Origin of the sequence: Streptomyces anandii JCM 4720 (assembly GCF_014650655.1) — a bacterium.
Lineage (GTDB): Bacteria > Actinomycetota > Actinomycetes > Streptomycetales > Streptomycetaceae > Streptomyces > Streptomyces anandii.
Genome location: NZ_BMVJ01000004.1, coordinates 162,866 through 188,407 on the forward strand (window position 1 = coordinate 162,866; position 25,542 = coordinate 188,407).

The 25,542-nt window shown below is 70.3% G+C and carries 21 protein-coding genes and 3 pseudogenes; 15 read left to right on the top strand and 9 right to left on the bottom strand.

Features of this window, described 5'->3' with window-relative positions:
• Positions 1-319 precede the first annotated feature (319 nt).
• The 3 genes from IE249_RS09435 (at position 320) to IE249_RS09445 (ending at position 2,372) form a co-directional block, all read left to right on the top strand.
• The gene (locus IE249_RS09435) at positions 320-1,186 is read left to right on the top strand and encodes a Sco1979 family transcriptional regulator (protein ID WP_506366475.1); all 867 of its coding nucleotides are present in this window, start codon (positions 320-322) and stop codon (positions 1,184-1,186) included.
• Between the two features lie 2 nt (positions 1,187-1,188).
• On the top strand, positions 1,189-1,473 hold the full coding sequence (locus IE249_RS09440; protein WP_189704321.1) for a DUF397 domain-containing protein: 285 nt from the start codon (positions 1,189-1,191) through the stop codon (positions 1,471-1,473).
• A gap of 89 nt (positions 1,474-1,562) precedes the next feature.
• Positions 1,563-2,372 carry an SAM-dependent methyltransferase gene (locus IE249_RS09445; protein ID WP_189704322.1) on the top strand — a complete coding sequence of 270 codons (810 nt, stop codon included), beginning with the start codon at positions 1,563-1,565 and terminating at the stop codon, positions 2,370-2,372.
• A 15-nt stretch (positions 2,373-2,387) separates the two neighbouring features.
• Here the strand turns inward: IE249_RS09445 and IE249_RS09450 are convergent.
• Together IE249_RS09450 and IE249_RS09455 are read right to left on the bottom strand one after the other, a co-directional pair.
• A pseudogene (locus tag IE249_RS09450) lies at positions 2,388-2,843 on the bottom strand (aminotransferase class V-fold PLP-dependent enzyme); the annotation flags it as partial.
• A 140-nt stretch (positions 2,844-2,983) separates the two neighbouring features.
• A complete protein-coding gene (locus IE249_RS09455; RefSeq protein WP_189704323.1) occupies positions 2,984-5,323 on the bottom strand; it encodes an ATP-binding protein in 2,340 nt (779 codons plus the stop codon).
• Between the two features lie 425 nt (positions 5,324-5,748).
• Here IE249_RS09455 and IE249_RS09460 point away from each other — a divergent pair, with 425 nt between their 5' ends.
• From IE249_RS09460 to IE249_RS09470, 3 genes are all read left to right on the top strand, one after another.
• On the top strand, positions 5,749-6,579 hold the full coding sequence (locus IE249_RS09460) for an FKBP-type peptidyl-prolyl cis-trans isomerase (protein ID WP_189704324.1): 831 nt from the start codon (positions 5,749-5,751) through the stop codon (positions 6,577-6,579).
• A 105-nt stretch (positions 6,580-6,684) separates the two neighbouring features.
• Entirely contained in the window at positions 6,685-6,927 is a 243-nt protein-coding gene (locus IE249_RS09465) for a hypothetical protein (RefSeq protein WP_189704325.1), read from the top strand.
• Between the two features lie 743 nt (positions 6,928-7,670).
• On the top strand, positions 7,671-8,636 hold the full coding sequence (locus tag IE249_RS09470) for an ETX/MTX2 family pore-forming toxin (RefSeq protein WP_229857926.1): 966 nt from the start codon (positions 7,671-7,673) through the stop codon (positions 8,634-8,636).
• Between the two features lie 8 nt (positions 8,637-8,644).
• On the opposite strand, the pseudogene IE249_RS09475 reads toward IE249_RS09470, so the two are convergent.
• Together IE249_RS09475 and IE249_RS09480 are read right to left on the bottom strand one after the other, a co-directional pair.
• Positions 8,645-9,042, bottom strand: a pseudogene (locus tag IE249_RS09475) (transposase family protein); the annotation flags it as partial.
• An 88-nt stretch (positions 9,043-9,130) separates the two neighbouring features.
• Positions 9,131-9,877 (bottom strand): IclR family transcriptional regulator, encoded by a 747-nt coding sequence (locus tag IE249_RS09480; protein WP_189704327.1) that lies wholly within the window; start codon positions 9,875-9,877, stop codon positions 9,131-9,133.
• Positions 9,878-9,948: 71 nt separating this feature from the next.
• On the opposite strand from IE249_RS09480, the gene IE249_RS09485 reads away from it, so the two are divergent.
• From IE249_RS09485 to IE249_RS39830, 4 genes and pseudogenes are all read left to right on the top strand, one after another.
• Positions 9,949-11,283 carry an FAD-binding oxidoreductase gene (locus IE249_RS09485; protein ID WP_229857927.1) on the top strand — a complete coding sequence of 445 codons (1,335 nt, stop codon included), beginning with the start codon at positions 9,949-9,951 and terminating at the stop codon, positions 11,281-11,283.
• On the top strand, positions 11,280-12,116 hold the full coding sequence (locus IE249_RS09490; RefSeq protein ID WP_189704329.1) for a DAPG hydrolase family protein: 837 nt from the start codon (positions 11,280-11,282) through the stop codon (positions 12,114-12,116). Before IE249_RS09485 ends, IE249_RS09490 begins: the two co-directional genes overlap by 4 nt.
• A 173-nt stretch (positions 12,117-12,289) precedes the next feature.
• Positions 12,290-14,431: pseudogene (locus tag IE249_RS39825) on the top strand (SpoIIE family protein phosphatase); the annotation flags it as partial.
• 124 nt (positions 14,432-14,555) lie between these two features.
• On the top strand, positions 14,556-14,936 hold the full coding sequence (locus IE249_RS39830; RefSeq protein ID WP_308434326.1) for an ATP-binding protein: 381 nt from the start codon (positions 14,556-14,558) through the stop codon (positions 14,934-14,936).
• Between the two features lie 85 nt (positions 14,937-15,021).
• On the opposite strand, the gene IE249_RS09500 is transcribed toward IE249_RS39830, so the two are convergent.
• A complete protein-coding gene (locus IE249_RS09500; protein ID WP_189704330.1) occupies positions 15,022-16,308 on the bottom strand; it encodes an ROK family transcriptional regulator in 1,287 nt (428 codons plus the stop codon).
• Positions 16,309-16,544: 236 nt separating this feature from the next.
• Between IE249_RS09500 and IE249_RS09505 the strand changes: the two genes are divergently transcribed.
• The 4 genes from IE249_RS09505 (at position 16,545) to IE249_RS09520 (ending at position 20,921) form a co-directional block, all read left to right on the top strand.
• The gene (locus tag IE249_RS09505; RefSeq protein WP_189704331.1) at positions 16,545-17,039 is read left to right on the top strand and encodes an FBP domain-containing protein; all 495 of its coding nucleotides are present in this window, start codon (positions 16,545-16,547) and stop codon (positions 17,037-17,039) included.
• A 52-nt stretch (positions 17,040-17,091) separates the two neighbouring features.
• Complete coding sequence (locus tag IE249_RS09510) at positions 17,092-18,345, top strand: FUSC family protein (RefSeq protein WP_189704332.1); 1,254 nt, start codon at positions 17,092-17,094, stop codon at positions 18,343-18,345.
• A gap of 93 nt (positions 18,346-18,438) precedes the next feature.
• Complete coding sequence (locus IE249_RS09515; RefSeq protein ID WP_189704333.1) at positions 18,439-19,530, top strand: hypothetical protein; 1,092 nt, start codon at positions 18,439-18,441, stop codon at positions 19,528-19,530.
• Between the two features lie 131 nt (positions 19,531-19,661).
• The gene (locus IE249_RS09520; protein ID WP_189704334.1) at positions 19,662-20,921 is read left to right on the top strand and encodes a lactonase family protein; all 1,260 of its coding nucleotides are present in this window, start codon (positions 19,662-19,664) and stop codon (positions 20,919-20,921) included.
• Here the strand turns inward: IE249_RS09520 and IE249_RS09525 are convergent.
• Complete coding sequence (locus IE249_RS09525) at positions 20,889-21,608, bottom strand: DUF2470 domain-containing protein (protein WP_189704335.1); 720 nt, start codon at positions 21,606-21,608, stop codon at positions 20,889-20,891. The two genes, IE249_RS09520 and IE249_RS09525, sit on opposite strands and share 33 nt — an antisense overlap.
• Positions 21,609-21,710: 102 nt before the next feature.
• Positions 21,711-22,325, bottom strand: coding sequence for a TetR/AcrR family transcriptional regulator (locus IE249_RS09530; protein WP_189704336.1), 615 nt, complete (start codon positions 22,323-22,325; stop codon positions 21,711-21,713).
• A 90-nt stretch (positions 22,326-22,415) separates the two neighbouring features.
• Here IE249_RS09530 and IE249_RS09535 point away from each other — a divergent pair, with 90 nt between their 5' ends.
• Positions 22,416-23,957 (top strand): cytochrome P450, encoded by a 1,542-nt coding sequence (locus IE249_RS09535; protein ID WP_189704337.1) that lies wholly within the window; start codon positions 22,416-22,418, stop codon positions 23,955-23,957.
• On the opposite strand, the gene IE249_RS09540 is transcribed toward IE249_RS09535, so the two are convergent.
• Complete coding sequence (locus IE249_RS09540; protein ID WP_189704338.1) at positions 23,919-24,776, bottom strand: pentapeptide repeat-containing protein; 858 nt, start codon at positions 24,774-24,776, stop codon at positions 23,919-23,921. The genes IE249_RS09535 and IE249_RS09540 overlap by 39 nt on opposite strands.
• Positions 24,777-24,822: 46 nt before the next feature.
• A partial coding sequence (locus tag IE249_RS09545) for a sigma factor-like helix-turn-helix DNA-binding protein (protein WP_229857930.1) occupies positions 24,823-25,542 on the bottom strand: 720 nt, incomplete at its 5' end.

Here is a 25,542-nt window from a genome sequence, read left to right on the forward strand (position 1 = left end):
CCCGAGCGTGAACTCCCGCACGCTGTCCGGACTTCTCGACTGTCCGTCGGTCACGGTGGCCATCCAGGTCTCGCCTCGCGGTGGTGTGCGGCCGGCGGCGCGGGCCACACCTGACGGAACGTCAGTTCCGGTTCTGCCGCGTGCAGTTGGCCCCTGCGGGGCGGACCCGGCGGCAGCTCCTCGGATCACTATGATGTCGGACACACTCGGCTCGCAACCTGCGTTCTGATAATTTCAGAACGCCCCGCATCACCCTGTCCTTGTCCCGCGACAGCGTGGCACACTGCACGCTGTGACGGCCCGCCCCGGGAGGTAGGACGTGAGGGAGAACCGCTCCGGCGGCAGCGCGCCCACCGTCCTGCGGATGGTCCTCGGCAAGCGCCTGCGACAACTGCGGGAGCAGGCCGGCGTGTCCTTCGAGGAGGCGGCACGGGCCATCGAGGTCACGCCGCTGACGGTCCGCCGCATCGAGAAGGCCGAGGTCGGCCTGCGCATCCCGTACGTCAGGGAGCTGCTGCGCGCCTACGGCGTCGCGGCGGCGGAGATCGACGACTTCCTCGCCCTGGCACGGGAGGCCAACCGGCCCGGCTGGTGGTACAAGTTCCGCGATGTGCTGCCCGAGTGGTTCCGTGCCTACGTCAGCCTGGAGAGCGAGGCCAGTGTCATCCGCCTGTACGAACCGCACTACGTACCGGGCCTGTTGCAGACGTACGACTACGCCACCGCGCTGATGCGCGTCGGCTTCCCCAACGAGTCGGAGGAGGAGATCGCCCGCCGCGTGGACCTGCGCCTCAGGCGCCAGGACCTGCTGGCCAAGCCGGACGCGCCGGCGGTGTGGGCCATCGTGGACGAGACGGTGCTGCGCCGTCCCGTCGGCGGGGCCGGGGTGATGCGGGCGCAGATCGACCGGCTGGCCGAGGTCTGCTCGATGCCGAAGGTCCGCATCCAGGTCATGCGCTTCTCCGTGGGGGCCCACCCGGGCGCCTACGGCCCCTTCCACCACTTCCGCTTCGGATTCTCCGAGCTGCCCGACATCGTCTACACCGAGAACCTGGCGGGCTCGGTCTACTACGACCGTCCGGAGGACGTCGTCGCCTACCTCGAAGTACTGGACCGGATGTCCGTTCAGGCGGAGCCGGTCGCACGGACCAGGGAGATCCTGGGCGAGCTGCGTAAGGAGTTGTGATCATGTCGGAATTCACCGGATCCACGGAACGCGCCGAACGCGCGGAATCCACGGGCCTCGTCCGCAGCGGCATGCCGGCCGGCGAACTGGGCGCCGAGGGCTGGCACAAGCCATGGAGCGGCACCAACGGCGGCTCCTGCGTGGAGGCCAAGCGGCTGCCCGACGGACGGGTCGCCTTCCGCCAGTCCACGGACCCCGAAGGACCCGCCCTGGTCTACACCCGCGAGGAGATGGTCACCTTCCTGGAGGGCGCGAAGGCCGGCCTCGCCGACTTCCTGGTCGACTGAGCCGCATCGATCCGCGAACTCGCGCCGCGGGCAAGGGCGTTGGCGCTACGTTGGACACACACCGCGTGACGCACGGCAGGAGACCCCCCATGACCGAAGGCCGGCCCACTCCCGACCAGGACGCACTGTCGAAGATCGACACCACGGTGCCGCACTCGGCACGCATCTGGAACTACTGGATGGGCGGCAAGGACAACTACGAGGTCGACCGGATCGCGGGCGACGCCTACCGGGAACACGCGCCCACCATCGAGACGATGGCCCGCGCCTCCCGGCAGTACCTGATCCGCGCGGTGACGTTCGTGGCCGGCGACCTCGGCATCCGCCAGTTCCTCGACATCGGCACCGGACTGCCGACGTACGACAACACCCATCAAGTGGCCCAGCGCATCGCCCCCGGGGCGCGCGTCGTCTACGTCGACAACGACCCGCTGGTGCTGCGTCACGCGCAGGCCCTGCTCACCAGCACGCCCGAGGGCGTCACCGAGTACATCGACGCGGACCTGCACGAACCCGAGAGGATCCTCGAACGGGCGGGCAAGGTACTTGACTTCGGGCAGCCGCTGGCGCTGATGCTCATGGGCATCCTCGGCCACATCCAGGACTACGAGGAGGCGAAGTCGATCGTCCGCCGCCTCCAGGCGGCCCTGCCCTCCGGCAGCTGCTTCGTGCACTACGACAGCACCGACACCGACCAGGCGCTCAAGGAGGCCCAGCAGGGCTACGACGACACCGGAGCCGTGCCCTACGTGCTGCGCAGCCCGGAGCAGCTCGCCGCCTACTACGAGGGTCTGGAACTGCTCGAACCCGGCCTCGTCTCCTGCCCGTTGTGGCGTCCCGGGCCGGGGACCGCACCCGAGCCCACGGACATCCACGGCGGCGTGGCCCGCAAGCCCTGATCCGGCCGGTACGGCTCAGGGCGCCGTGAGCGGGAAGTCCGCCAGCCCCTCCAGGAGACGGTCGACGTCCTGTTCGTCGTTGTACGGGGCGAGTCCCACGCGCAGCCCGCCGGTGTCGCCGAGGCCGAGGTGACGGGAGGCCTCCAGGGCGTAGAAGGAGCCGGCGGGCGCGGCCACCTCGCGTCCGGCGAGGTGCCGGTAGGCGTCGGTGGCGTCCCGGCCCTCGAAGGTCAGCAGCAGGGTGGGGGTGCGCCGGGCCGCGCGGGAGCGCACGGTGATGCCGGGCAGCGCGGCCAGGCCCTCCTCGATGCGGCGGCGCAACGCGTCCTCGTGGTGCTCGAGCGAGGCGAAGGAGGCGAGCAGCCGCTCGCGCCGGGTGCCGGTGGCCCGCGGGTCCATGCCGGCGAGGAAGTCCACGGCGGCCGCGCCGAGGAACTTGTAGGGCGAGCAGACGAAGAAGTCCGCGCAAAGGCATCGAGTCCAGCGAGCGACTGGGCCAAGACCGACAGAACTCTTGCTCTCCGGCGCAGCACGGGGATGTGCAGAACCGTCTCCCACCAGCCGAGAGCGGAAACGACTCCCGGAAGGACGACCCTTCTCGTTGTCGTCCCTCACACCGGCTCGTCACGGTCATCCGCGCAGGCATTGGGGACCGGAGACCGCAGCGACTGCTGAGCGGTGAACCAGGACGCTATCTGAGACCTGGAGGTGAACTGGAGCTTGGTGAGGATGTGGTCGACGTGGGTCTCGGCCGTGCGCGTGGCGATGAGAAGCCTCGACGCGATGGCCCGGTTGGTCAGTCCGTCGGCGATCAGTTCGGCGACCTGTCGTTCCCGTGCGGTCAACGCGAGGGCTGCCTCATGTTCGGGACGTGCCGGTCGGGATCGCAGCCTTTCCGTCCCCACAGCGAAGTCGATGGCGTCGTGAAGGTGTAGTCGGCGTCCGCGCCGAAAAGCTGTCAGGTAGCCGTCCTCTCCCAGAGCGGAGCGTGCCGAGGCTGCGTGCCGACGGTGCGCGGCGCCTATGGGCGGGTAGAAGTCCGGTGAAGCACCTACCTCCTCCCACACAACGGCTGCGGCACCAAACAGTGCGGCTGCTCGGGAGTTGCGTCCCCGCTGCTCGCTTGCCCAGGCGAGAACTTCGATGACGAAGGCGGTCCAGAACCTGGTGCCCAGAGTGCGCTGTATGCGCAAGGCCTCCCTGCCGGCGGCCTCCGCGGCCTTCGGATCACGCCGCACCTCGATCAGGGACACGCAGGACAGTGCCCAGGAGCGCCAGTGCTGATCGCCGTGCTGTGAGGCAAGCCCAAGGCATTCGTCGAGGAGATCTCGTCCTTGTGAGGAATGACCGCCGGCTGCCACGGCGAGGCCGTGCATGGAAAGGGCGAACAGTTCTCCACGGGCATCGCCTTGGGACCGGGTTCTGGCTCTCGCGTCGCTCAAGTGGTCGGCCGCACCGGCGAAGTCACCCGCGATCAGCGCCACCAGTCCGCGGACGAGCAGCAGGTAGGCGCCTTCCGTCGTGAATTGCTGCAGTTCGACGAGATCGGTCGACTCGGCCAGCAGGGTGTGGCACGCGGCCAGGTCTCCCTGCAACAGCGCGATCAACGCGCTCAGGCGCAGGGCCGAGGCGCGTTCACAAGTGGGTTCGCCGGATGCGCTCAATGCCAGCTCGAGCCAGTGGCGGGCCTCCGAGTGGATACCGCGGATGCCCCAGTAGTCGTCAATCCTGGTGGTCATTCGCAGCGCGACAGCGGCCTCACCGGGTTGGCTCAGGCAGAAATCGAGGGCTGCGCGCAGGTTGCCGTGTTCCCGCCGCAGCTCTGTGATCCACCTTTCCTGGTCGGGTCCGATCCATTGCTCGGCGAACCGGTCGACAAGTCCCGCATACCAGTCCCGGTGACTGCGCCGCACCAGGACGTCGGCACCTGTCATCACCAGTTGCTCATATCCGTACTCCCGGATCGTCTCCAGCATCCGGAAGAAGACGACACCGTCGTGCTCTTCCCTGAGCAGGACGGACTTCTCCACCAGCGAACGGACGATGTCCGGGATGTCCTCGCGCGGGACCCCGGCTGTGCTGCCGACGTGTTCCACGGCGGCCAGTGTGAGGCTGCCGTAGAAGACGGATGCGCAGGCCCAGACCTGCTTCTCGGTCTCGGAGCAGAGGTCGTAGCTCCAGTCGATGAGCGCGCGCAACGTTCTCTGCCGCGCAGGGGCCCCTCTGGGGGCGGCCGCCGGGAGGCTGAAACGGGCGGACAAACGTTCCTCGATCTGGCTCAGAGAAAGGGAGCGCAGACACACCGCAGCAAGCTCGATCGCCAGCGGGACGCCGTCGAGACGGCGGCATATCCGGGCCATTGCGGGCGCCTCCTGGTCGCCCAGCGTGAAGTCAGGAAGTACTGCCCTGGCACGGTCCACGAACAGACGGATCGATTCGTACTGCACGAGCGTGCCAGCGGTGTGGGGGCGGAGGCCGACTGAGGGGACCGTCAACGGAGGAACCTGGAAGGTCGTTTCGCCGTAGACATGGAGCGGTTGTCGGCTGGTGGCGAGGATCCGGACCCTGGGACATGCCCGGAGGAGGGCAGCCGCGAACAGTGCGCAATCCTTGGCCAGATGCTCGCAGTTGTCCAGGATGATCAGCATCTCGCGTTCTGCCAGGTGCTTCGTGATCGTGTCCATCGTGGCCTGCGGAGACCGGTCATGAAGGCCGAGTTCCGTCCCGATGGTGTGCGCGACCAGGGAGGCGTCGCGCACCTCCGCCAGTTCGACGAACCGAATGCCGTCCCGCAAGGACCGCCCCACGGACTCCGCCACGCGCAGGGCGAGACGTGTCTTGCCCACCCCTCCGGGTCCGGTAAGCGTCAGCAGGCGCGATGCCAGGACCAGTCGACGCACTTTGACGATCTCGTGTCTTCGGCCGACGAAACTGGTGAGGTCGTTCGACATCCGTCAGGGTCCTCCCCATAGCAAGGCCCGAAGAAATCCACGGCAGCAGGCTTCGGGCAGTGGACCAGGGCAGGCGCGCTCTCTGGGCACTTGACCGCGTCTCCGCCTGCGGGTGGCGCCGAGCATAGCGTGGCGGCGCAGGTACGGATCGAGTACGTAGTGGCCTCTTCGCACTACGTAGAACACCGTCTCCGTAGCGCTGTAGGTGATTGTCCGGTTGTTTCGAGCGCCCGCGAACATGAGGCTGCCGTACCTGGCCGTGCAGCACATCCGCTGGATGACGACCAACGAGGCAACTGGTTCGGGAACCCCGAGGGGTTGAGGAGATCATGATGCGTTCACTTCGCCTGACGCTTGCCGTCGTGTCGGTCCTGTGTGCCTCCACCGCTTCCTGCAGCGGGCGCCCAGCAGCCGAGGGAACAGCGATGCCGCCGCTGATCCAGGGACAGGGATTTTCACAGAAGCCAGTGTTCGGCAAGGTGGATTCCCCCGCCCCCACGAAGATGTCGGTGAAGACTCTGTCACAGGGCCACGGACGTGAGGTGACGAACGGGGATTTCGTCAGGGTGCAGTACCTTCAGCAGGCGTGGGGCGCTACGGGCTCGATGGACAACAGTTATGACACGGACAGCCCCGTCTCCTTCCAGGTCGGATCCGAAGAGGCTCCTCCGGCATGGCAGAAAGCCCTCCTCGGAAAACGCGCGGGAAGCCGGGTCGAGATCATCGCCCCCTCCCGGCTCGCCTTCGGTCCTGGCGGGCCTCCGGCCATGATTCCGGACGGAACCGTCATGATGGTGGTGATCGATATCATGAACACCGTGACACCTCTGACGGCCCCCAGCGGAAGCATCGTCAGTGCCGCGAACGGAATTCCAACCGTGAGTACCAACATGGATGGCCATGCTCCCCACATCTCGGTGCCCAAGGGTAGCGCCCCGCGAAAACTGGTCTCCCGTTACGTGATCGAAGGCCGCGGTGAGGGGCTGAGGAAGGCCGGTATCGCCATCGTCGCGTATAAGACCCTGGTCTGGAAGAGCGGTAAGCAGATCAGCGACTTCTACGGCCGCGGCAACCTTCAGGCACTCGCAGTCGGGCGCACCATTCCGGGGTTCGCCGAGGGCCTCAGGGGAAAGAAGGTGGGGAGCAGAATCATCCTCGTCATCCCCCCGGAGTTGGCTTTCAAGGACGCCTCCTACGCAACGATTCCCGCCAACTCGACGCTTGTCATCGCCATGGACCTGCTCGGTCAGCTCTGACCAGGATGTGTGAACGGGAGAACTCTCCACGGATGATGGGGAGACCTGTCCGTTGAGATCATGCGGAGTTCGCGTACCGGCCTGGACGGGCGGAAGCTGCCGTGGGTGGGTGACCTCGCACGTCGCTCCGACCGGCAGAGCTTCGTCGAAGCGCCGGTCTGTCGCGCCTGTACCGGGGGGGTGGAGTCGCAGCCCGTCGGCGTCGGCACGGTCGCGTTGCTCCAGTGGCTCGGCGATGTCAGCGATGGCAGGCAAGGCGCGGGGCGTCGCCTTGCTCTGCGGGTGCTGCTGGTCATCGGGTTCCGCACGACGGCGGCGGAGTTCTGGCGACCACACTCCAAAGGCTGAGCTGGCGCTCGGCTGAGGGAACGGCGAGCGGGCCAGCCGCCGCTCCATCGGCGCCCGCCCGGTCCCTGGACGGAATGCGCGGCGGCAGACACGTTCGCCCCAGGCCCTGGGCGCTCCGGTGAAGCTGGCCTCCGAGGGGCTGTGGGCGTGCCGACGATCGCCGATCAGCCCGTGCCACCGCTGCCCGCAACGGCCAACTCCTGTTCATTCTCTTCACCGAACCGGCGGCGGCCAGGAAGGCTTCGGCGGTAAGCCCGGCTGCCCGCCGCGGCCACCCTCCAGGCCGCCGCGACGAGCACCTGGAGCTGGAGTCGCGCCGGCACTGCGGCCGTGCTGGAGGGCGCCGCAACGCGTTCCCAGGAAGTCGCCGTTCGAGATCACCAGCGTCCTCTCCCACGGCGATCAATGGCGACCAGGGCGCACCCGGGTCGCCCTGCCGGACTTGCGGCCGACGACAGCGGAAGCGGCAGCGAGCGATCCCAGAGCGGACCATCCAGACCGAGCCGCCGCGCGCCGCTGGAACCAGGCCTGCCAGAACCGGCCGTGCCCGCCATTGAGGCCATCCGCACCCGGGACATCGTCACGCCTCGACTCGCCCGCTCGGATTTCCGGCCAGCCCCGGAGCCTACGTAGCACTTACGTAGTTCTCACGCTGCCGGACCGTTCGACGCGGAGAAGAATCCCACTCACCGACGGCGGCTGGGAACCCGCCCGTCCGCCTCCGAAGGAATGAGGTTCTCCCCATGTCGCGAACAAGCAGAAGGGGCAGACTGATCTGCCTGGCCACCGGGGCTCTCTCGCTTTCCCTGGTGGTCTCCTCGCAGAGCACCGCGTCTGCCACGAGCAACGTTCCGCAGGTCCTCGACTGGGAAAGGCTGGTCAGCGACAATTTCCCCGCCTACCACCCGCTCCCGCGGTTCCAGTCGATGAAGGTCTTCGACGAGGACACGTCCCAACTGGTCGTGAAGTCAGCCAAGTACACCACCAGCAACATCGTACACAATCCGCTTCACTCACCGATCTTCGCCCAGACCAGCGTGCTTTCGAACAACACGTCATCCCCCCAGACGTTCCTGACACAGTCCTATTCGACGACGCACGCGGATGCCGTCACGGTCTCCCACGAGGACGGTTTCGCGTGGAGCCTCAAGGAGGGCACTTCCGCCTCGATCTCTGCGGGAATCAGTTGGCCGTTCAAGGCGCAGGTCTCGGGCACGATCTCGTTCGAGAGCACACAGGAATGGATGTCCAAAAACACGAATTCCACCACCACCACCGACAGCCGCACCTACACGCTGCCCTCGCAGCCGGTCAGCATCCCGCCCGGCAAGTCCGCCAAGGTGACTGCGGCACTCTACGCGGAAAGCGCGCAGGGCGACGTCGACGAGGACGTTCGCGTTGCCGGCGACTACGGTATCCAGTGGTGCAGCAAGGACGGCTCCAAGGTGCTCACCCCCGACGGGTGCGGATCGGTCAGGCAGTGGACCTACGCACCGCTTTACGACAGCTTGAGGGCAGCACATGATGGGGTGTCGCCCGACGGCCCCCCTCTCCCTCAGTTCTTGAGGTTCAACCCGCGCGACCGGACAGTCTCCTGGCGCGGGCACGGGCACTGGAACGGGGTCAGCGGCACCTACTTCGAGTTGAACGTTTGCTACACCAACAGTACGTGCGGTTCTTCGAAGATCATGTTGCCCAGGGTCAGGTGACGAGCGCTTCAACTCGGCGTGCCTTCAAGGCCTGTCCGGCGGAGCCAGAGACGGATGGCTGCGAGGGTGACGGCGCCATGGAAGACGCAGGTGCGTTTGTCGTAGCGGTTGGCCTCGGCACGGAAGGGTTCAGCCGGTTGATCGTCCGCTCGACCTCGTTGCGGCGCTTGTACAACTCCTTGTCGAACCCTACGGGCCGACCGCCCCTGATGCCCCGGCGTCGGCGGTTGGCCCTCTGGTCCTTCGGTTCGGCGATGGTGTGCGTCTGCGCAGGTGGCTGCGGGACCAGTACGCCTTGCCCGCGCTGACGTGGCCGGGCCGGGTGCGAGGGCACCCCTCACCTCGCCGGGCCACCCGGACGCGTTCGAGGACTGGGTTCAGTTGCGGTGCGCCCCCACCGGCCCGGAGGTGCGCGGCGAGAACCGTCACTGCACCGCAGGTCTGGGCAGCGCACTGGTCGCGCTCAGACCGAACACCGGCCACCGCCGCGGCCCTCACGTGGAGGCAGCCTCACACGCTGCCCGCAGATGGCGCACGAGTTGATCCTCGCGTGCGGCGAAACGCTCGGCGGGAACCGGTATGGAGATGGCGGCGACCGGGGCGCCGTCGCGCGTCACGACGGCGCCGACCGCGGCGATGCCGAGAGTGTGCTCTTCGCGATCGAATGCAACGCCTGTTGTGCGGATGCCCGCCAACTCCTCGAGCAGGTCGGGCGGGGACGTGATCGTGGCGGGGGTGAACCGCTCCATCGCCCGAACGAGCTGTCGGTCGACCGCCTCCCGGGGAAGGGCCGCAAGAAAAGCCTTACCGTTGGCGGTGCAGTGCAGCGGGAAGGCGGCGCCGACCGCAGATACCACCCGCAGGACCTGGGTGCTCTGCACCTGGTCGACGAACCGGACGGTGTCGCCTTCCAGCACCGACAGGTCAACGGTCTCGTCGACCTGTCGGCGCAGTTCCAGGAGCACGGGCCGCAGCTGCTCGACCAGTCCCGAGGCCGCCGCGCCAGCCAGAGCGCACAGAGCGCTCCCGAGCCACACCCGGCCATCGGGATCGATCCTCAAGAGCCTCTCCTCGGCGAGTGCGCTGACGATGCGATGGGTCGTGGTCTTGGCCAGTTGGACTTCGTCGTCCAGCTCGGCAAGCCGCATGGCTCCGTTGCGGGCACCGACCGCGTTGAGAATCCGCACGGCACGGCGGATGACCTGGATGCCGGTCCGGCCGGCTTCTGGTGGTGATGACATGCCCGCACTATAGTGCCGACCCACTATCCAGATTGGATGATCCGTATCATGGATCAGAGAGGAGGTGGCCGGTGGATTCGACCGGAAGGTGGCTCGAACGGGGCAGGCCCGGATACGAGGAGGCCCGACGGGCCACGGTCTGGAACGCCCGTGTCCCTGACCGCTATCCCGACCTCGTTGTGCAGGCTGCCTCGGAGGCGGACGTGCAGGCGGCCGTACGCCATGCCGCGGCCCACGGCATGCGCATAGGTGTGTGCTCCGGAGGGCACAGTTGGGCGGCGAACCACGTGCGCGACGGCGGCCTTCTACTCGACGTCTCCAGGCTTGACCCGCTGGAAGTCGACCGCGTGTCGATGACCGCCACCGTGGGGCCGGGCAGAAAGGGCGACGAAATGTGCGCGTCCCTTGCCGCGGAGGATCTGTTCTTCCCGGCTGGGCACTGCAGGGGCGTAGCCGTGGGTGGCTACCTGCTGCAAGGAGGCTACGGCTGGAACAGCCGCGCACTCGGACCGGCCTGCGAGAGCGTCCTGGGGATCGACGTTGTCACCGCCGACGGCGCGATCGTGCACGCCGACCCCGAGAACAGCCCCGAACTCTACTGGGCCGCTCGCGGCGCAGGGCCTGGCTTCTTCGGAGTCGTCACCCGCTTCCACGTGCGAGTCTACGAGCAACCCGCGGTCTGCGGATTCAGCCTCTACGCATACCCGATCGAACTCCTGGAAGACGTCTACCGATGGGCACACGCCATCGGCCCGGATGTCGACCGCAGGGTCGAGGTGCCAATTTTGATGTCGCCGAGCTTCACAGCCCTCGACATCCACCGACCCGCCATCGTTATCGCCTCACCTGTGTTCGCCGACTCCGAGAAGGAGGCCCGCGCCGCGCTGGCCCCGCTGGAAACCTGCCCCGTCCGCGACCGGGCGCTTCTCGCCGTGCCCTATGCGCCGGCCCGATTGTCCGACTGGTACGACGCCGTCATGCACGCCTATCCGGACCAGCACCGGTACGCCACCGACAACATGTGGACCTCGGCCCCGGTCGAAGACCTCCTGCCGGGCCTGAAACGCATCGCCGACACCCTGCCGCCGGCTCCCTCGCATGCCCTGTGGCTCAACTGGGGGCCTTCACCGCTGCGCCAGGACATGGCCTATTCGCTGGAAGACAGCACCTATATCGCCCTCTACGGCGTATGGTCCGACGCTGCGGACGACGGCCGCTACGCCGACTGGGCGCCGTCCCACATGGCAGCCATGGCGTCCCACGCCTCGGGTATTCAGCTCGCCGACGAGAACCTCGGCCAACGCCCGGCACGCTTCGCCACCGACACCGCGATGCACCGCCTTGACCAGGCCCGGGCGGTCTACGACCCCGACAACCGCTTCCACTCCTGGATGGGCCGCGCATGACTCCCCGGCACCTGCAGCAGCGACATGCCACCCGGTACCTCGGCTATCACGGCAGTGACACCCATGCGCCCTTCGCTTCGTACTTCGAGCCCGAAATGGCGTCCCTTGCGGCGCACGTGATCGAGGCGCTCAACGCAGGTCCGCAGGCCGGGCCCATGCTGACCGTACTGGAGGACGCCGGCTCGCTTCTCGAGGCCGAATGGGAACCGACCGAAACCGGCTACGCACTCCTGCCCGACGGCTCGATGCGGGTGGCAGTGCACACGCCCATGCCGGAGGTCACGCCACGGATGTGGGACTGGTGGTTCTCCTGGCACGGCGACGACACCCGAAAATACAAACTCTGGCATCCGCGGGCACACGTCTTCGCGCAATGGGCCGACGCTGACCTGCACACCGGGCCCCGGGCATACGTGGGGCGCACCTCCTACGTCGACGAATACCTCGGCTCACGTCTGATTCGCGCCGCGATCAACTTCTTGCCCCCTTCCGCCTTGGGCATGGACGAGACCAGGCTGGCCGACCCGCGGGAGGCAACGGCGATCTGCGCTCGCGTCGGGCTGTCGAACTACCCGCTCGACGTGGGATACCTTCTGCATCACATCCGCCGCACCGGCGACGGAGCAGAAATGCGCTCGCGCTTTTGGATCGGCGGCAGACACGTCGCACCCCGCACCCGGATCAGGGCCCTGGCGCACCCACCGCCCTCCCCCGTCCTACGGGCCGCCTCCATGACAGCCGCGGACGCCACCGCCCTCCTGATCCACTGCGCCCAGGAGATGGCCCACCTCGCTGCTCTCCTTCCTGCTCTCCACCAACAGTTCTCCTCCTGATCTCCGAAGTCCCCGCTGGCGGCAGCCAGCTCCAACGCCTGGCATGGAGACCTGCAACAGTCGCAGCACCTCGGTGACCTGGAGGCAGGGCGGCAAGGGGGCGATGACCACACGGTCGAACGCGGAGGCCCCGAACACCCGCGGCGGCCATGACCCTATGCCTAGTAGCTAAAATGCACATATCGGACCCGAAGGCTTCGTCACTGCTGACCCTCACGCCGTCGAGATGGGCTGGCGAGTGTCCTCTCCGTGGAGGAGGCGGCCCTGTGCGAACGACACGGTCGGCCCCTGCAAGGGGGTCGCAACGTGGTGGCACGGTAGTCGCCTGGACACTCATTGTAGCCGTTGCTTGCTACGCGGGGGCAAAGATAGGGGTGCTGGCTCAGTTGACACCGGGAGGGGTCACACCGATCTGGCCACCGCCTGGTGTCGAGCTGGCAGCTTTGCTACTGCTTGGGAAGCGCGGGCTTCCGGGGGTGGTTCTTGGCATGGTCCTGGCCCATGTGTACACGCGGGACGGACTACCGCTGCTGCCCGCGGCCACGCTGCTTCCGCTGGGCAGTGTCACTGCTGCGCTTTGCGCGTACTTGTTGCTGAGGCGGGCGGGATTCCGCATCGCGCTGGACCGGCTGCGGGATGGTCTGGCCCTGGTCTTCCTGGGTGCACTGGTCTCCATGCTGATCAGCTCGACGGTAGGTACCACTACCGATTTGGCCTTCGGTGTGATTCCGGCGAGTGATTGGTGGCGCACATGGTTTGTGTGGTGGGCCGGCGATGCCATGGGTGTGCTGCTGATCACGCCGCTGTTGTTGGGGATGAGCAGAATCCGGTGGCGCGAGAGGATTCCTGTCCTCCGGGTGGCGGAATTCGTGGCGCTGCTGGCGGGCGTACTCTGCGCAGGCCTGTTGTCCAGCACGGTGTCCTCGGTTCTGCTGGTGCTCGCGTTCCCGCTCGTGTGCTGGGCGGCCTTCCGCTTCCAACTGGCGGGGGCTGCGTTGTGCGCGCTGCTGGTTTCCGTCGCTGTCACCATCGGTGTCGGGCAGGGTCTGTTCGGCGGTCCCAACCTGTCCAGCGATATGGCCGTCCTCCAGGCTGTCAACGGTTCCGTGGCGCTGACCGCGCTACTGATCTCGGCCGTGATCGCTCAGCGAAGCGCCTTGCACACGCAGGCTCAGCGGGTCTGTCGGCAACTGGCCATGCTGGCGCGCGCCGGGGCGCGTATCGGTGGTGCCCAGGGGGTGGTCGAGAGCGCTTGTGAGCTGGCCAGGGTCTGTACGCCTGAATTCGCCGATGCCGTCCTGGTCGACGTGATGGAATCCACTCTGAACGGCACGGAGCCAGGTACCGCCGGGGCCAACGGCTGGCGGCTTGTGCGTGTTGAAGCACCGGTCGGGGCGGCGCCTTCAGCCATCGGCGGGCCCGTGGTCGACTACGTGCCCGGCTCCCCGCAGGCTGACAGCCTGACCCGTGGCCACTGCACTGTGCAGCGTGACAGGACGGGCGAGGGCATTCCCGGGGACGAGGTGAAGCTGTTCGTACCCCTGCGCGCGAGGGGAGCGACCATGGGGCTGGTCACCTTGATCCGCGGCCCGGACCGCGAGCCCTTCGACACCGCAGAGTTCGAACTCGCAGGCGAGCTCGCCGCTCGCACCGCCACCTGCTTCGACAACGCCCGCCGCTACACCCGTGAGCGCACTGCCGCCCTCACCCTCCAGCGCAGCCTGCTTCCTGGCCACGTGCCCGCACTGACCGCCGTCGAAGTGGCGTACCGCTACCTACCGGCCGACAGTCGGATCGGCGTAGGCGGTGACTGGTTCGATGTGATCCCGCTGTCCAGCACACGCGTCGGACTGGTCGTTGGCGACGTCGTCGGCCACGGGCTGCGCGCCGCCGCCACCATGGGATGGCTACGCTCCACAGTACGAGCCCTGGCGCAACTCGACCTTCCACCGGACGAACTCCTGGCCCGCTTGGACGATCAAGTCGAACAGGCCGACCGCACTCGGCTACGAGAGAACACCGGAGACACTGACACGCTGGGCGTGTCCTGCCTCTATGCAGTTTACGACCCGGTATCCCGGCGGTGCTGCGTCGCCCGTGCTGGACACCCACCGCTCATCGTCGTCGACCCATCCCAAGGCGTCTGTCTCCCCGGCCTTCCAGCAGGCCCCCCACTGGGCCTCGGCGGCCTGCCGTTCGAATCCCAGGAATTCGACCTCCCCGAAGGCAGCCTCCTCGCCCTCTACACCGACGGACTCCTGGAAACCCCGGAACGGGACATCGAAGCCGGCCTCGACCGGCTCACCAAGATCCTCACCGAGCACCACCGCCCACTCGAGGAACTGTGCGACCAAGCACTCAGCAATCTCCTGGCCAGCCCCCCCCGTAGACGACGCGGCCCTCCTCCTCGTACGCACCCAAGCCCTCGGCACCGACCGCATCGCCGTACTAGAGCTACCCACCCGATTCGAAGCAGTCCAGGACGCCCGGGCCTTCGTCCGATCACAACTCACCCAGTGGGACCTCGAAGAACTGGTTTTCACCACCGAACTCATAGTCAGCGAACTGGCAACCAACGCCATCCGCTACGCCAGCGGCCCCATCCACGTACGCCTCATCCGCGACCGAGCCCTCATCTGCGAGGTCGCCGACGGCGGCCACACCTCTCCCCACCTACGCCACGCCGCCGACGACGACGAGGGTGGACGCGGCCTGTTCCTGACCGCCCAGATGACCCAGCGCTGGGGCACCCGCTACACCCCCACCGGCAAGACCATCTGGACGGAACAATCGATCCCCGCACCGAACGAACGTTTCTGAAAGATCTCGGCCGGTTTCCTTCCGTTGTCAGCCCGCCTGGGAGGCCGCCACCGCGTGGGTGACCGTCGGCTCACATAAGACCTGCTCAGGACCTGCGCTCCGCCAGGGCCGCCCGCCAGGCGGGCGACTGGGCGCGCGGAGCGGGGTCCACGGGCCGGCCGCCGCGGCCGAAGAAGTCGGCGAGCGGGAGGATCGCCGCGCCGACGGTGACCGCGTCCGGGCCGAGGCGGCCCAGGTCGATGGTGACCTTCTCGGCCGGGTGGCGCAGCGCGTACGCGGCGGCGTGGCGGCGCACCGCGGGCAGGAAGCGTGCACCGAGCTGCAGGCCGGCCCAGCCGCCGATGAGGATGCGCTCGGGCTGGAAGAGGTTGATCAGGTCGGACAGGCCGGCGCCCAGGTACTCGGCGGTCTCCTCCAGCACGCCGAGCGCCACCGGGTCGGGGGCCTCGCCGTCCGTGGGATACGCGGCGGCGAGCATCGCGGTGAGCGCGGTCTCCTCGTCGGTGTCCTCGGGCGGGCGGCCGCCCTCCTCGCGCCAGCGGGCCAGCAGGGACTCCGCCCCGGCGTACGCCTCCAGGCAGCCGAGCGCGCCGCACCGGCAGCGGCGGCCCCGCACCCGTACCGTCAGATGCCCCCACTCGACCGCCCGGCCGCGCTCCACCTCGGGGGTGACCAGGCAGGCGCCGACGCCCGAGCCGAAGAGGACCACGATCGCGTTGCCCGCTCCGCGCCCGGCGCCGAACCACATCTCGGCCTGGCCGAGGGTGCGCGCGCCGTTGTCGATGAAGTACGGCACCCCGGCGGGCAGCTGGGAGCCGGAGCGCAGCAGGGACTCCAGGGGTACGTCGTCCCAGCCGATGGTCTGCCCGTGCACCACGGCCCCGCGGTCCGGGGTGCGCTCGACGATGCCGGGGACACCGATGCCGACGCCGAGCAGCCGCTCGGGGGCGGGTCCGGCGGCGGCGAGCACCTCGGCGATGCCGTCCCTGATGTGGCCGGTGATGACGTCGACGTCGTAGCCCTGCGCGGTGAGCGGCCGGTCGGTGCGGGCGAGTTCGGTGAGGGTGAGGTCGAACAGCTCCACGCGCACCCGGGTCTCACCGACGTCCACGCCGATCATGTGGCCGCTGCCGGGGTTGACGCGCAGCAGGGTGCGCGGTCGGCCGCCGTCGGAGTCGACGGAGCCGGCTTCCTCGACCAGTCCGTCGGCGAGGAGGTCGGCGACGACGTTGCTGACGGAGCCGGAGCTCAGGCCGGTGGCCGGGCCGAGCTCGAAGCGGCTGAGGGGGCCGTCGAAGTACAGCCGCTGCAGCACGGCCGCGCGGTTGCCCCGCCTGAGATCGCGCACCGTGCGCCCGTTCCGCCCCGTCATGTGGCTCCCTAGTCCGAACTCTCCCACCCTGCCCGAGCCGCAACATACCGTCGGAAGCGGCCTCCGCGCGACTTCTCGGAGCCCTTAGTGCACGCAATAAATTAAGCCGTAACCCTCTCGGTCCGCACGGCCGCGGTCCCGAAATCCGCTGGAAGGCCGTCCGAAGCCTGTCTACCCTAGGCCCGAAACTAAAGGCCGTAGGTTTTCCGTGGCCCGGATCCCGAGGAGGCTCCCCCATGAAAGCGCTGACCGAGCAGGACATCCGCGCCGCGTTCGTCAACTGCTCCAAGGGCGAGGCCAAGCGCCTACCCGTACCCCGTGACCTGGGCGAACGCCCCTGGGACGACCTCGACTTCCTCGGCTGGCGCGATCCCGGCGCGCCCGACCGCAGCTATCTGGTCACCGAGCGGGAGGACCGGCCGGTGGGCGTGGCCCTGCGCTTCCCCTCCTCGCAGCGAGGCTTCCTGCACCGCAGCCTGTGCTCGCTCTGCCTGACCACGCACCCGGGGGGCGGGGTCTCGCTGATGACCGCCCGCAAGGCGGGTGCGGCGGGCCGCGAGGGCAACTCGGTCGGCCTGTACATGTGCACCGACCTCGCCTGCTCGCTGTACGTGCGCGGCCGGAAGGTCCCGGACGGCGGCGCCCGCTTCGAGGAGAGCCTCACGCTCAAGGAGCAGATCGCCCGCGTCACGGGCAACCTGGCGGCCTTCCTGGACAAGCTGTACGTCTGAAGCGCCGCGTGTCCACGTTCGATGCGTCTGCGAACGGGGAACAGCGCAAGAGATGCAAGATGTACGTGAATGGCCGTCGTCCCTGGCGGCACTGGTGCGGCGGCACCGGGACCCGGTGGTCGTACAGGCGCTGCGGTCCACGGTCGCGGCCACGATCGCCTATGTGATCGCCAAGTGGCTGAGCCCGGAGCCCGCCCCGCTGACCGCGCCCCTGACCGCCCTGCTCGTCGTCCAGGTCACCCTCTTCGCGACCCTGAAGACCAGCGTCCGCCGGGTCAACGCTGTGGTCGCGGGGGTGATCGTCGCCATCGCCTTCTCGCTGCTGGTGGGGCTCACCTGGTGGAGCCTCGCCCTGGTCATCCTGGCCGGCCTCGGCGTCGGTCACCTCGTGCGGGTGGACGAGTTCGTGGCCGAGGTGGCGATCAGCGCGATGCTGGTCCTCGGCGTCACCACCGTCGGCAGCACCGCCTGGGCGCGGATCGTGGAGACGCTGATCGGCGCGGTGGTCGGCCTGGCCTGCAACCTCCTCCTGGCTCCCCCGGTGTGGACCGAGCAGGCGGGCGAGTCGATCGACGGACTGGCGCGCCGGATGCGGCAGCTGATGCTGCACATGGGCGACGAGGTGACCGGCGGCATCCCGGTGGAGCGGGCGGCCGCGCGGCTGCACGAGGCGCGCCGTCTGGACCACGACATCGCCGACGTGGACGCGGCGCTGCGGCAGGCCGAGGACAGCCTGCGGCTCAATCCGCGGGTGCGCGAGGGACTGCTGCACCGGGTGGTGCTGCGCACCGGCCTGGACACCCTGGAGATCTGCACGGTGGTCCTGCGCGTGCTCGCGCGCACCTTCACCGACCTGACCAAGGAGCGGGAACCGGAGCCGCTGTTCTCCAGGCAGACCGGCGAGCTGGTGCAGCAGTTGCTGTGCGAGATCTCCGACGCGGTGGTCAGCTACGCGGTGCTGGTGACCACGGACGTCAGCGTGAGCGCGGAGTCGGCCGAGGACCGGCTGGCCGCCGAGCTGCGGCAGGCCGGGGCGACCCGCGACAAGCTGGCGCAGCTCCTGCTGGAGGAGGTGCAGCAGGACGTGAGCAACTGGCAGCTGCACGGCGCGGTGCTGACCGAGGTCAACCGCATCCTCGACGAGATGGACACCGAGCACCGCTCGCAGCGGCTGATGGAGGAGCTCGACCGGCACACGCGCGAGCAGCGCGAGAGGCGGCCCCGGCTGACGCGCATCGGGGACCGGCTCGGAGCGCCGGTCGGATCGCGCCGGAACCAGCGGGACCCCGCCCGGCGTTCTCTGTAGGGGTCACCGGGTGCGCGTCCGGTGGCCGGTGCCGTCGGGCGGGGGTCGCGTCGCCCCTCCGGGGCGCGTGGAACGACGGAGGGGAGCGGGCGCATGACCGACACGAGGGTCCGGATCGACGGGAACACTCTGCGGCTGCCGGGCGGTGTGGCGGTGCGGTTCGTGCGCACCCTGCGGCTGCCGGAGACGGGCACCCACCCGCTGCCGCCGGGGCTCGGCGAGTTCCCGGTGCGCCGGGTGGCGGACTACGGGGACACGGTGCCCGAGCAGATGCGCGCCCGTGGCGGGGTGATGCTGCCGGTGTATCTGCGCGAGGCCATGTGGCTGAGCTTCGCGGGCACCAGCGAGCCGGCCGCGCTGCAGGTCGGAGTGGGCAAGGTGTGCGCGGTGTCGGGCAGGCCGTGGACCGGCCGGCTGGCCCGCGGCCCGCAGAACTACGTGGTGCTGCCGCGCCAGCCCTGGCTCGACGGCATCAACTCCGGCCGGGGCACGGTCCGCCAGTTCGTGGCCGTGCCGCTGGGACTCGGCGCGACGGTCGAGGGCCAGGTCACGGGCGAGGAGGTGTGGGGCGGTGTGCAGTTGCAGGCCTTCCCGCTGCGCCCCGGGGAGCTGGCGAGCTGGCGCGAGCGGGAGCGGGAGCGGCAGCGCACGACCAGGTCGGTCAAGAGCATGGGCGCGGCCTTCCCGATGGCGGCGCCGCCCGCGCCCGGCGCCGCCCCGGCCGCTCCCGGTGCCGCCCCGGCCGCTCCCGGTGCCGCGCCGGTCGCGGGTGGTCCGCCGGCCCCTGGCGGCCGTCCCCGGGCCGCCGCCATGGGCCTGGGCGTCGGCGGCTCCATGCGCCAGGAGGTGTACCAGGACGACCGGCCGCTGAGCGACTGGGCCGAGGAGCCCGCCGGGCGGGTGTTCGTGCACCTGGTGACGCCCCCGGAGTGGCGCCGCATCACCGGCGAGGCCGCCCCGCCCTCCCCCGTGGACCGCGCCGCGTACACCCGCGCGGGGCTGCCCTGGTACGACTACTACGACGAGGGCGCCGAGGACCTGGCTCCGTCCGACACGCTGACGCAGGTGAAGCCGGTCGGCGACTGGCTCGGCGACGACCACGACCCGTGGCAGGCGCCTTCCCCGCATCAGGTTCAGCCCCTCAAGGACGCGCCGGGCAAGCCGGTGGAGGACGGGAACTGGTAGGTCTCCGGTCCTCGGCGCCGCGGGGGCCCATTGCGGCATCCGCAACGCGGGTTGCCGTACTTGCACTGCGGGCCGGGTCCACGCCAAGGTGGCCGGGGACCGGGGGGCAGTCGACGACCTGAGGTGCGGGCATGGGCAGCGGTGGGCGCGGGCAGGGCTGGAGCAGGCGCCGGTTCGTGGGCGCGCTGACGGGCGCCGCCGCGGTGGCGGCCGTACCGGCGCCGGCGGCGCCCCGCCGCACCCCCGCCACGGCCGCCGGCACGCACGGCCCGGCGGCTTTTCCGGATCCCGAGGCGGATCCGGAGCCGAGCCCGGGGGCGGCCGACGGCACGGGTGGCACACCGCAGAAGCCGTCCGGCCCCCGGCCGCTCTGCATCGGCACCTACACCTCCGTCGAGAACGGCGGTACGGGCATCGGCCTCGCGGAGTACGACCCGGTGACGGGCGCGATCACCGGCCGGGGCACGCTCACCGGCGTGCCCGACCCCTCGTACCTCGCCGTGCACCCGGACGGCCGCACGCTGTACGCCGTCGACGAGCGCCAGGACGGGGGCGTGACCGCCGTACGCCTCGCGGACCGCCGGGTCCTGGGCACCCGGAGCACGGGCGGGGCGGGCCCCTGTCATCTGTCCGTGCACCCCACCGGGCGCTGGCTGCTCAGCGCCAACTACACCTCCGGCAGCGTGGCCGTGCACCCGATCGACCGCTCGGGCGCCCTCGGCGAACGCGCCGGCCTGGTGACCCACACCAGCCCGCCGCCGGGCCCGGGCCAGGACGGGCCGCACGCGCACCAGTTCGTCACCGGCCCGGACGGCGGTCACGTCCTCGCGGTCGACCTCGGCACCGACACCGTCTACACCTACCGCCTGGACACCCGCACGGGCCGGCTCAGCGAGGTGTCGCAGGCGCACACCCGCCCCGGGGCCGGACCGCGCCACCTCACCTTCCATCCCGGCGGCCGTCACGCCTACCTCGCCAACGAGGTCGACGACACCGTGACGGTCTGCGGCTACGACCCGGAGACCGGCCGGCTGACCATCGGCGATCCGCAGTCCACGGGTTCGCGCCCGGGCGGCGGCAGGAACTATCCGGCGCAGATCCTGGTCACGGCCGACGGCTCCTTCGCCCATCTCGCCAACCGGGGCGACAACAGCATCGCGCGCTACGCCGTCGAGTCGGGCGGGGCCCGGCTCAGGCTGCTGGGCACGGTTCCGGCCGGGGGCGACTTCCCCCGGCAGATCGCCTACTCGCCGGACGGCGGGCTGCTGTTCGCGGCCGACCAGAAGTCGGGTTCGGTCAGCGTCTTCCACGTGGACCGCGCGAGCGGGGAGCTGACGCCCGCGGGTGAGCCGTTCGCCTCACCCGTCGCGGTCTGTGCGCTGCCGCTGTAGGGCGCGCGGGCAGACGCGGGCGCTCGCCCGGGCGAGCAGCGCGTGCACGCGCTCCGGGAGCGCGCCGATGTCGTCGGCGGGCACGTGGAAGGCCAGGCGTACGTCGCCGTGGGTGCGGGCCCGTTCGACGCGCAGGGTCAGGCCGTGGCGGTCGACGGCGAGCGGGCGGACGCGGACCGCGCCGTGCAGGGTGTCGGGGCCGACGAGCCGGGTGAGCCGCTCGACCGCGTCGGGATGGGCGTCGGCGAGGTGGGTGAGCAGGTGGGCCTCGGCGAGGGCCAGCGGGTCGGGAGCGGCCGAGGCGTACTCCTCGATGCCGACGACGACCGCGCCGCAGGTCTGGCGCAGCACCACGCGGGTGGGGTGCAGGACCAGCTCCTCGCCCCCGGCGGCCAACCGTCCGGCCAGCCACAGCCGGGCGCGGACGCGCCGGCGCACCGGGACCGGCGCCACGTCGGCGAACTCCAGCACGGCGGACGGCTCCCCGCGCGGGTCGCGGACCGCTGCCGTGCGCAGGGCGCTGTCCCCGGGCAGGCGCAGCCGCACCCTGCCGTCCCCGGCCACGGTGTGCGCGCCCACGAACTCCTCGCGCGCGCCCTGCGCGGTCACCGCGCAGGACCACGCGGCGGCGAGCACCGACCGCGCCCGCTGGGCCGCCGAGGGCGCTGCCGTCCAGGTGTCACCCATCCCGAACCTCCTTAGGTAAGCCTTGCCTAACTTATCGGAGATCGGGATGCGCGCCAACCACACCCCGGCGGTACGGGGATCGAACGGGCCGATGAAGGCCGTTCAGGAGGTCAGGACACCGAGCAGCGCGCGGGCGCACAGATCGCTCACCTGTTCCCGCGTCAGGCCCGGGTCGCCGCGCAGCCACTCCAGGCAGACGGCCGTGGTGAAGGCCAGCCAGCCGCGGACGGCCAGCTCGGTGTCGGCCCGCTGCCCGGCGAGCGCGCCGAACTCGGGGTCCGCGGCCAGGGCGGCCAGGATCTGCCGCTCCTGCGCGGCCAGGGCCCGCCGGTAGACCCGGCGCACGGCCTGGTCGCCCGCCGCGTCGGCGCGGTGGAAGGCGCGGTAGCCGTGCGCGTGCGTCCGCACGTACTCCAGATAGGTGTCCAGACCGGCCGTCAGCTGCTCGCGCACGGGCACTCCGGGTACCGCCGCGGTCATCCGCAGCATGCGCTCGCTCTCGCGCTCCACGACCGCGGCGAAGAAGTCCCGCTTGGTCGGGAAGTAGTGGTAGAGCAGCCCGCGCGAGACTCCGGCGATCTCCGCGACCTGCTCGATCCACACGTCGTCGTACGGGCTCTCCGAGAAAAGCCGCGCACCCACCGACAGAAGCTGCTCCCGGCGCTCGGCCGTGCTCAGCCGGCGGCGCGTGCGCTGCTCCCCGTCGTTCGCGGCCATGCCCGCACTTTACTTGACGGGGGTTCAACAACGGGACCAGACTGAAGCGCGTTGTTGAACCCACGTACAACACGTTCGGGAGATCGCGTCATGGCGCAGACGACGACGGGGTCGGAACTGCCGAGGGGCTTCCGCGGCGCGGAGCGGGGCTGGCCCGAACTGCACCGCATCCCGCATCCGCCGCACCGGATCCCCCTCCTCGGCGACGTGCTCGGCGCGAACCGGCGCACGCCCGTGCAGGACTCGATGCGCCACGCCCGCGCACTCGGGCCGATCTTCCGGCGCAGGGCGTTCGGCAAGGAGTTCGTGTTCGTGTGGGGCGCGCGGCTCGCCGCCGATCTGGCGGACGAGACCCGCTTCGCCAAGCACGTGGGCCTCGGGGTCGCCAATCTGCGCCCGGTCGCCGGGGACGGGCTGTTCACCGCGTACAACCACGAGCCCAACTGGCAGCTGGCGCACGACGTGCTGGCCCCCGGGTTCAGCCGCGAGGCGATGGCCGGGTACCACACGATGATGCTCGACGTGGCCGCGCGGCTCACCGGTCACTGGGACCGGGCGGCGGCCGCCGGGCACACCGTGGACGTGCCCGGCGACATGACCAAGCTGACCCTGGAGACCATCGCCCGCACCGGCTTCGGACACGACTTCGGCTCCTTCGAACGCGCCCGCCCGCACCCGTTCGTGACCGCGATGGTCGGCACCCTCGGCTACGCGCAGCGGCTCAACACCGTGCCCGCGCCGCTCGCCCCGTACCTGCTGCGCGGGGCGAGCCGTCGCAACGCGGCCGACATCGCCCACCTCAACAGCACCGTCGACGACCTGGTGCGCGCCCGGCGCACGGCAAGCGGGAGCGGGAGCGGGGACCTGCTCGACCGGATGCTGGAGGTGGCCCACCCGGAGACCGGCGAGCGGCTGTCACCCGAGAACGTGCGCCGTCAGGTGATCACCTTCCTGGTCGCGGGCCACGAGACCACCTCCGGCGCCCTGTCCTTCGCCCTGTACTACCTCGCCCGCCACCCGGAGGTCGCGGCCCGCGCCCGCGCCGAGGTGGACCGGGTGTGGGGCGGCACGAATGCGCCCGCGTACGAGCAGGTGGCCAAGCTGCGGTACGTGCGCCGGGTGCTCGACGAGTCGCTGCGGCTGTGGCCCACCGCGCCCGCCTTCGCCCGCGAGGCGGTGCGGGACACGGTGCTGGGCGGGGAGCACCCGATGCGCCGGGGCGCCTGGACGCTGGTGCTGACGCCGATGCTGCACCGGGACCCCGAGGCGTGGGGGCCGGACACGGAGCGCTTCGACCCGGACCGGTTCGACGCGCGGGCCGTGCGGGCGCGCCCGCCGCACGTCTTCAAACCGTTCGGCACGGGGGCGCGGGCGTGCATCGGCCGCCAGTTCGCGCTGCACGAGGCGACGCTGGTCCTCGGCCTGCTGCTGCGCCGCTACGAACTGCGCCCCGATCCCGACTACCGGCTGAAGGTCACCGAACGGCTGACCCTGATGCCGGAGGGCCTGTACCTGCGGCCCGAGCGGCGCACGGCCGCGGCACCGCCGCCCGCGCCGGAGGAAGGGGCGTCCCCGGCCCCCGGCGCGGAGGACTCAGCCCTGGGCTGTCCAGTGCACCGGACGGGTGACTGACCCCGGCAGCCGGGTGCCGGCACTGCCCCGGGCCGCGTTGACCTGCGGCTGGGTCAGGAAGAACGCGCCGGTCAGATCGGCGTCCGTCAGATCCGTGTCACGCAGATCGGCGCCTATCAGATCCGCCTCACGCAGATCGGCGCCCGTCAGGTCGGCCGCGATCAGACAGGCGCCGCGCAGCGAGGCCCCGCGCAGGTCGGCGCCCCTGAGCCGGGCCCCGATCAGATCCGCCCCCCGCCGGTCCTTCCGGGCGCGCTTGCCGTTCCTGCCGCCGGGCACCTGTGCGCGGACCAGCTCGCTGGTGCGCAGGAGCAGCACATTGACCTCCTGCCGGTGCGCGCCGACGTCGAGCGCGGCGAGCTCCTCCGGCGTGCCGAGAGTGAGCCGCTCGGTGCGCTCCAGGGCCTCGCGCAGGCCGGAACGGATGGGCCGGGCGGCGGGCAGCGTGAGCGCCTCGGTCAAGTACCAGAGCAGTTCGTGCAGTTGGCGCACGACCGGGAACACCTCGGACATCCGCCGGGCCCCGTCCCCGGACGCCTCGCGCCAGTCACGGCCGGCGAAGGTGACCTGGGAGACCTTCTGCCCGGCACCGAAGCAGTCGTAGACCGTGCAGCCGGTGAAGCCCTCCTGCCGCAGCCGCGCGTGGATGCCGCACCGGTGGTCGCCTCGGAGGTTCGGGCACGGCTTCCCCGCGGGCTTGTCCAGCGCGAAGTCCGACGAGGCGGCGAAGGGCAGGGCCACACAGCACAGCCCGAAGCAACGCGCACAGTCCCCGCGCAGCTCGGACAACTCGGACCGCCCCACTGTCTGATCAGGCATGACACCAGCCTACTGACCCACGGCGCACACCCAGGACGTGTCGCCCTCACCCCAGGCGTTCGAGGCGGGCGGGGTCGGCCAGGATGTACATGTGGGTGATCCTGCCGTTCGCGACGGTGACGGCCATGACCGACCGGGGCCCGCCCTCGGGGGCGTTGGCCACGCCGATCGTGCCGTTGACCAGGACGAGCCGTGCGGAGGCGGCGTACCGGGAGAAGGTGAGCGCCTGGGCGGCCACCGTCCGGGCGCCGTGGACCACCTTGGAGACGGCCGCGCCGCGGACCAGGGCGCCCGCGTCGACGCGCAGCACCACGTCGGGGTGGAGGACGGCCACCAGCGCCTCGAAGTCGCCGGCCCGTGAGGCGGCGAGGAAGGCTTCGAGCACCTGCCTCTGCCGGGCGAGGTCGGTCTCGGCCGAGGGGGTGGCGCCCTGGACGCGGCGCCGGGCGCGGCTGGTGAGCTGCCTGGTGGCCGCGGACGTGCGCTCCAGGATCGGCGCGATGTCGTCGAAGGGCACGGCGAACAGGTCGTGCAGCACGAACGCCAGCCGCTCGTCCGGCGCGAGCTGTTCCAGGACGACCAGCAGGGCCAGGCCCAGCGAGTCGGCCTCCACCGCCTCCTGCTCCGGGTCGGTCCGGGTCAGCGGCCGGACGACGGGATCGGGCACGAAGGTGTCGTCGAGGGGGTCCTCACGGCGGGAGGTGCGCGTGCGCAGCAGGTCGAGGCAGATACGGCCGGTCACGGTGGTGAGCCAGGCGCCCAGGTT

Coding starts and splice junctions, on each gene's coding strand:
- IE249_RS09440 (WP_189704321.1), top strand. CDS start 1,189: ATGTCGGAATTCACCGGATCCACGGAACGCGCCGAACGCGCGGAATCC.
- IE249_RS09445 (WP_189704322.1), top strand. CDS start 1,563: ATGACCGAAGGCCGGCCCACTCCCGACCAGGACGCACTGTCGAAGATC.
- IE249_RS09455 (WP_189704323.1), bottom strand. CDS start 5,323: ATGTCGAACGACCTCACCAGTTTCGTCGGCCGAAGACACGAGATCGTC.
- IE249_RS09460 (WP_189704324.1), top strand. CDS start 5,749: ATGCCGCCGCTGATCCAGGGACAGGGATTTTCACAGAAGCCAGTGTTC.
- IE249_RS09470 (WP_229857926.1), top strand. CDS start 7,671: ATGTCGCGAACAAGCAGAAGGGGCAGACTGATCTGCCTGGCCACCGGG.
- IE249_RS09480 (WP_189704327.1), bottom strand. CDS start 9,877: ATGTCATCACCACCAGAAGCCGGCCGGACCGGCATCCAGGTCATCCGC.
- IE249_RS09490 (WP_189704329.1), top strand. CDS start 11,280: ATGACTCCCCGGCACCTGCAGCAGCGACATGCCACCCGGTACCTCGGC.
- IE249_RS09500 (WP_189704330.1), bottom strand. CDS start 16,308: ATGACGGGGCGGAACGGGCGCACGGTGCGCGATCTCAGGCGGGGCAAC.
- IE249_RS09505 (WP_189704331.1), top strand. CDS start 16,545: ATGAAAGCGCTGACCGAGCAGGACATCCGCGCCGCGTTCGTCAACTGC.
- IE249_RS09510 (WP_189704332.1), top strand. CDS start 17,092: ATGCAAGATGTACGTGAATGGCCGTCGTCCCTGGCGGCACTGGTGCGG.
- IE249_RS09515 (WP_189704333.1), top strand. CDS start 18,439: ATGACCGACACGAGGGTCCGGATCGACGGGAACACTCTGCGGCTGCCG.
- IE249_RS09520 (WP_189704334.1), top strand. CDS start 19,662: ATGGGCAGCGGTGGGCGCGGGCAGGGCTGGAGCAGGCGCCGGTTCGTG.
- IE249_RS09525 (WP_189704335.1), bottom strand. CDS start 21,608: ATGGGTGACACCTGGACGGCAGCGCCCTCGGCGGCCCAGCGGGCGCGG.
- IE249_RS09530 (WP_189704336.1), bottom strand. CDS start 22,325: ATGGCCGCGAACGACGGGGAGCAGCGCACGCGCCGCCGGCTGAGCACG.
- IE249_RS09535 (WP_189704337.1), top strand. CDS start 22,416: ATGGCGCAGACGACGACGGGGTCGGAACTGCCGAGGGGCTTCCGCGGC.
- IE249_RS09540 (WP_189704338.1), bottom strand. CDS start 24,776: ATGCCTGATCAGACAGTGGGGCGGTCCGAGTTGTCCGAGCTGCGCGGG.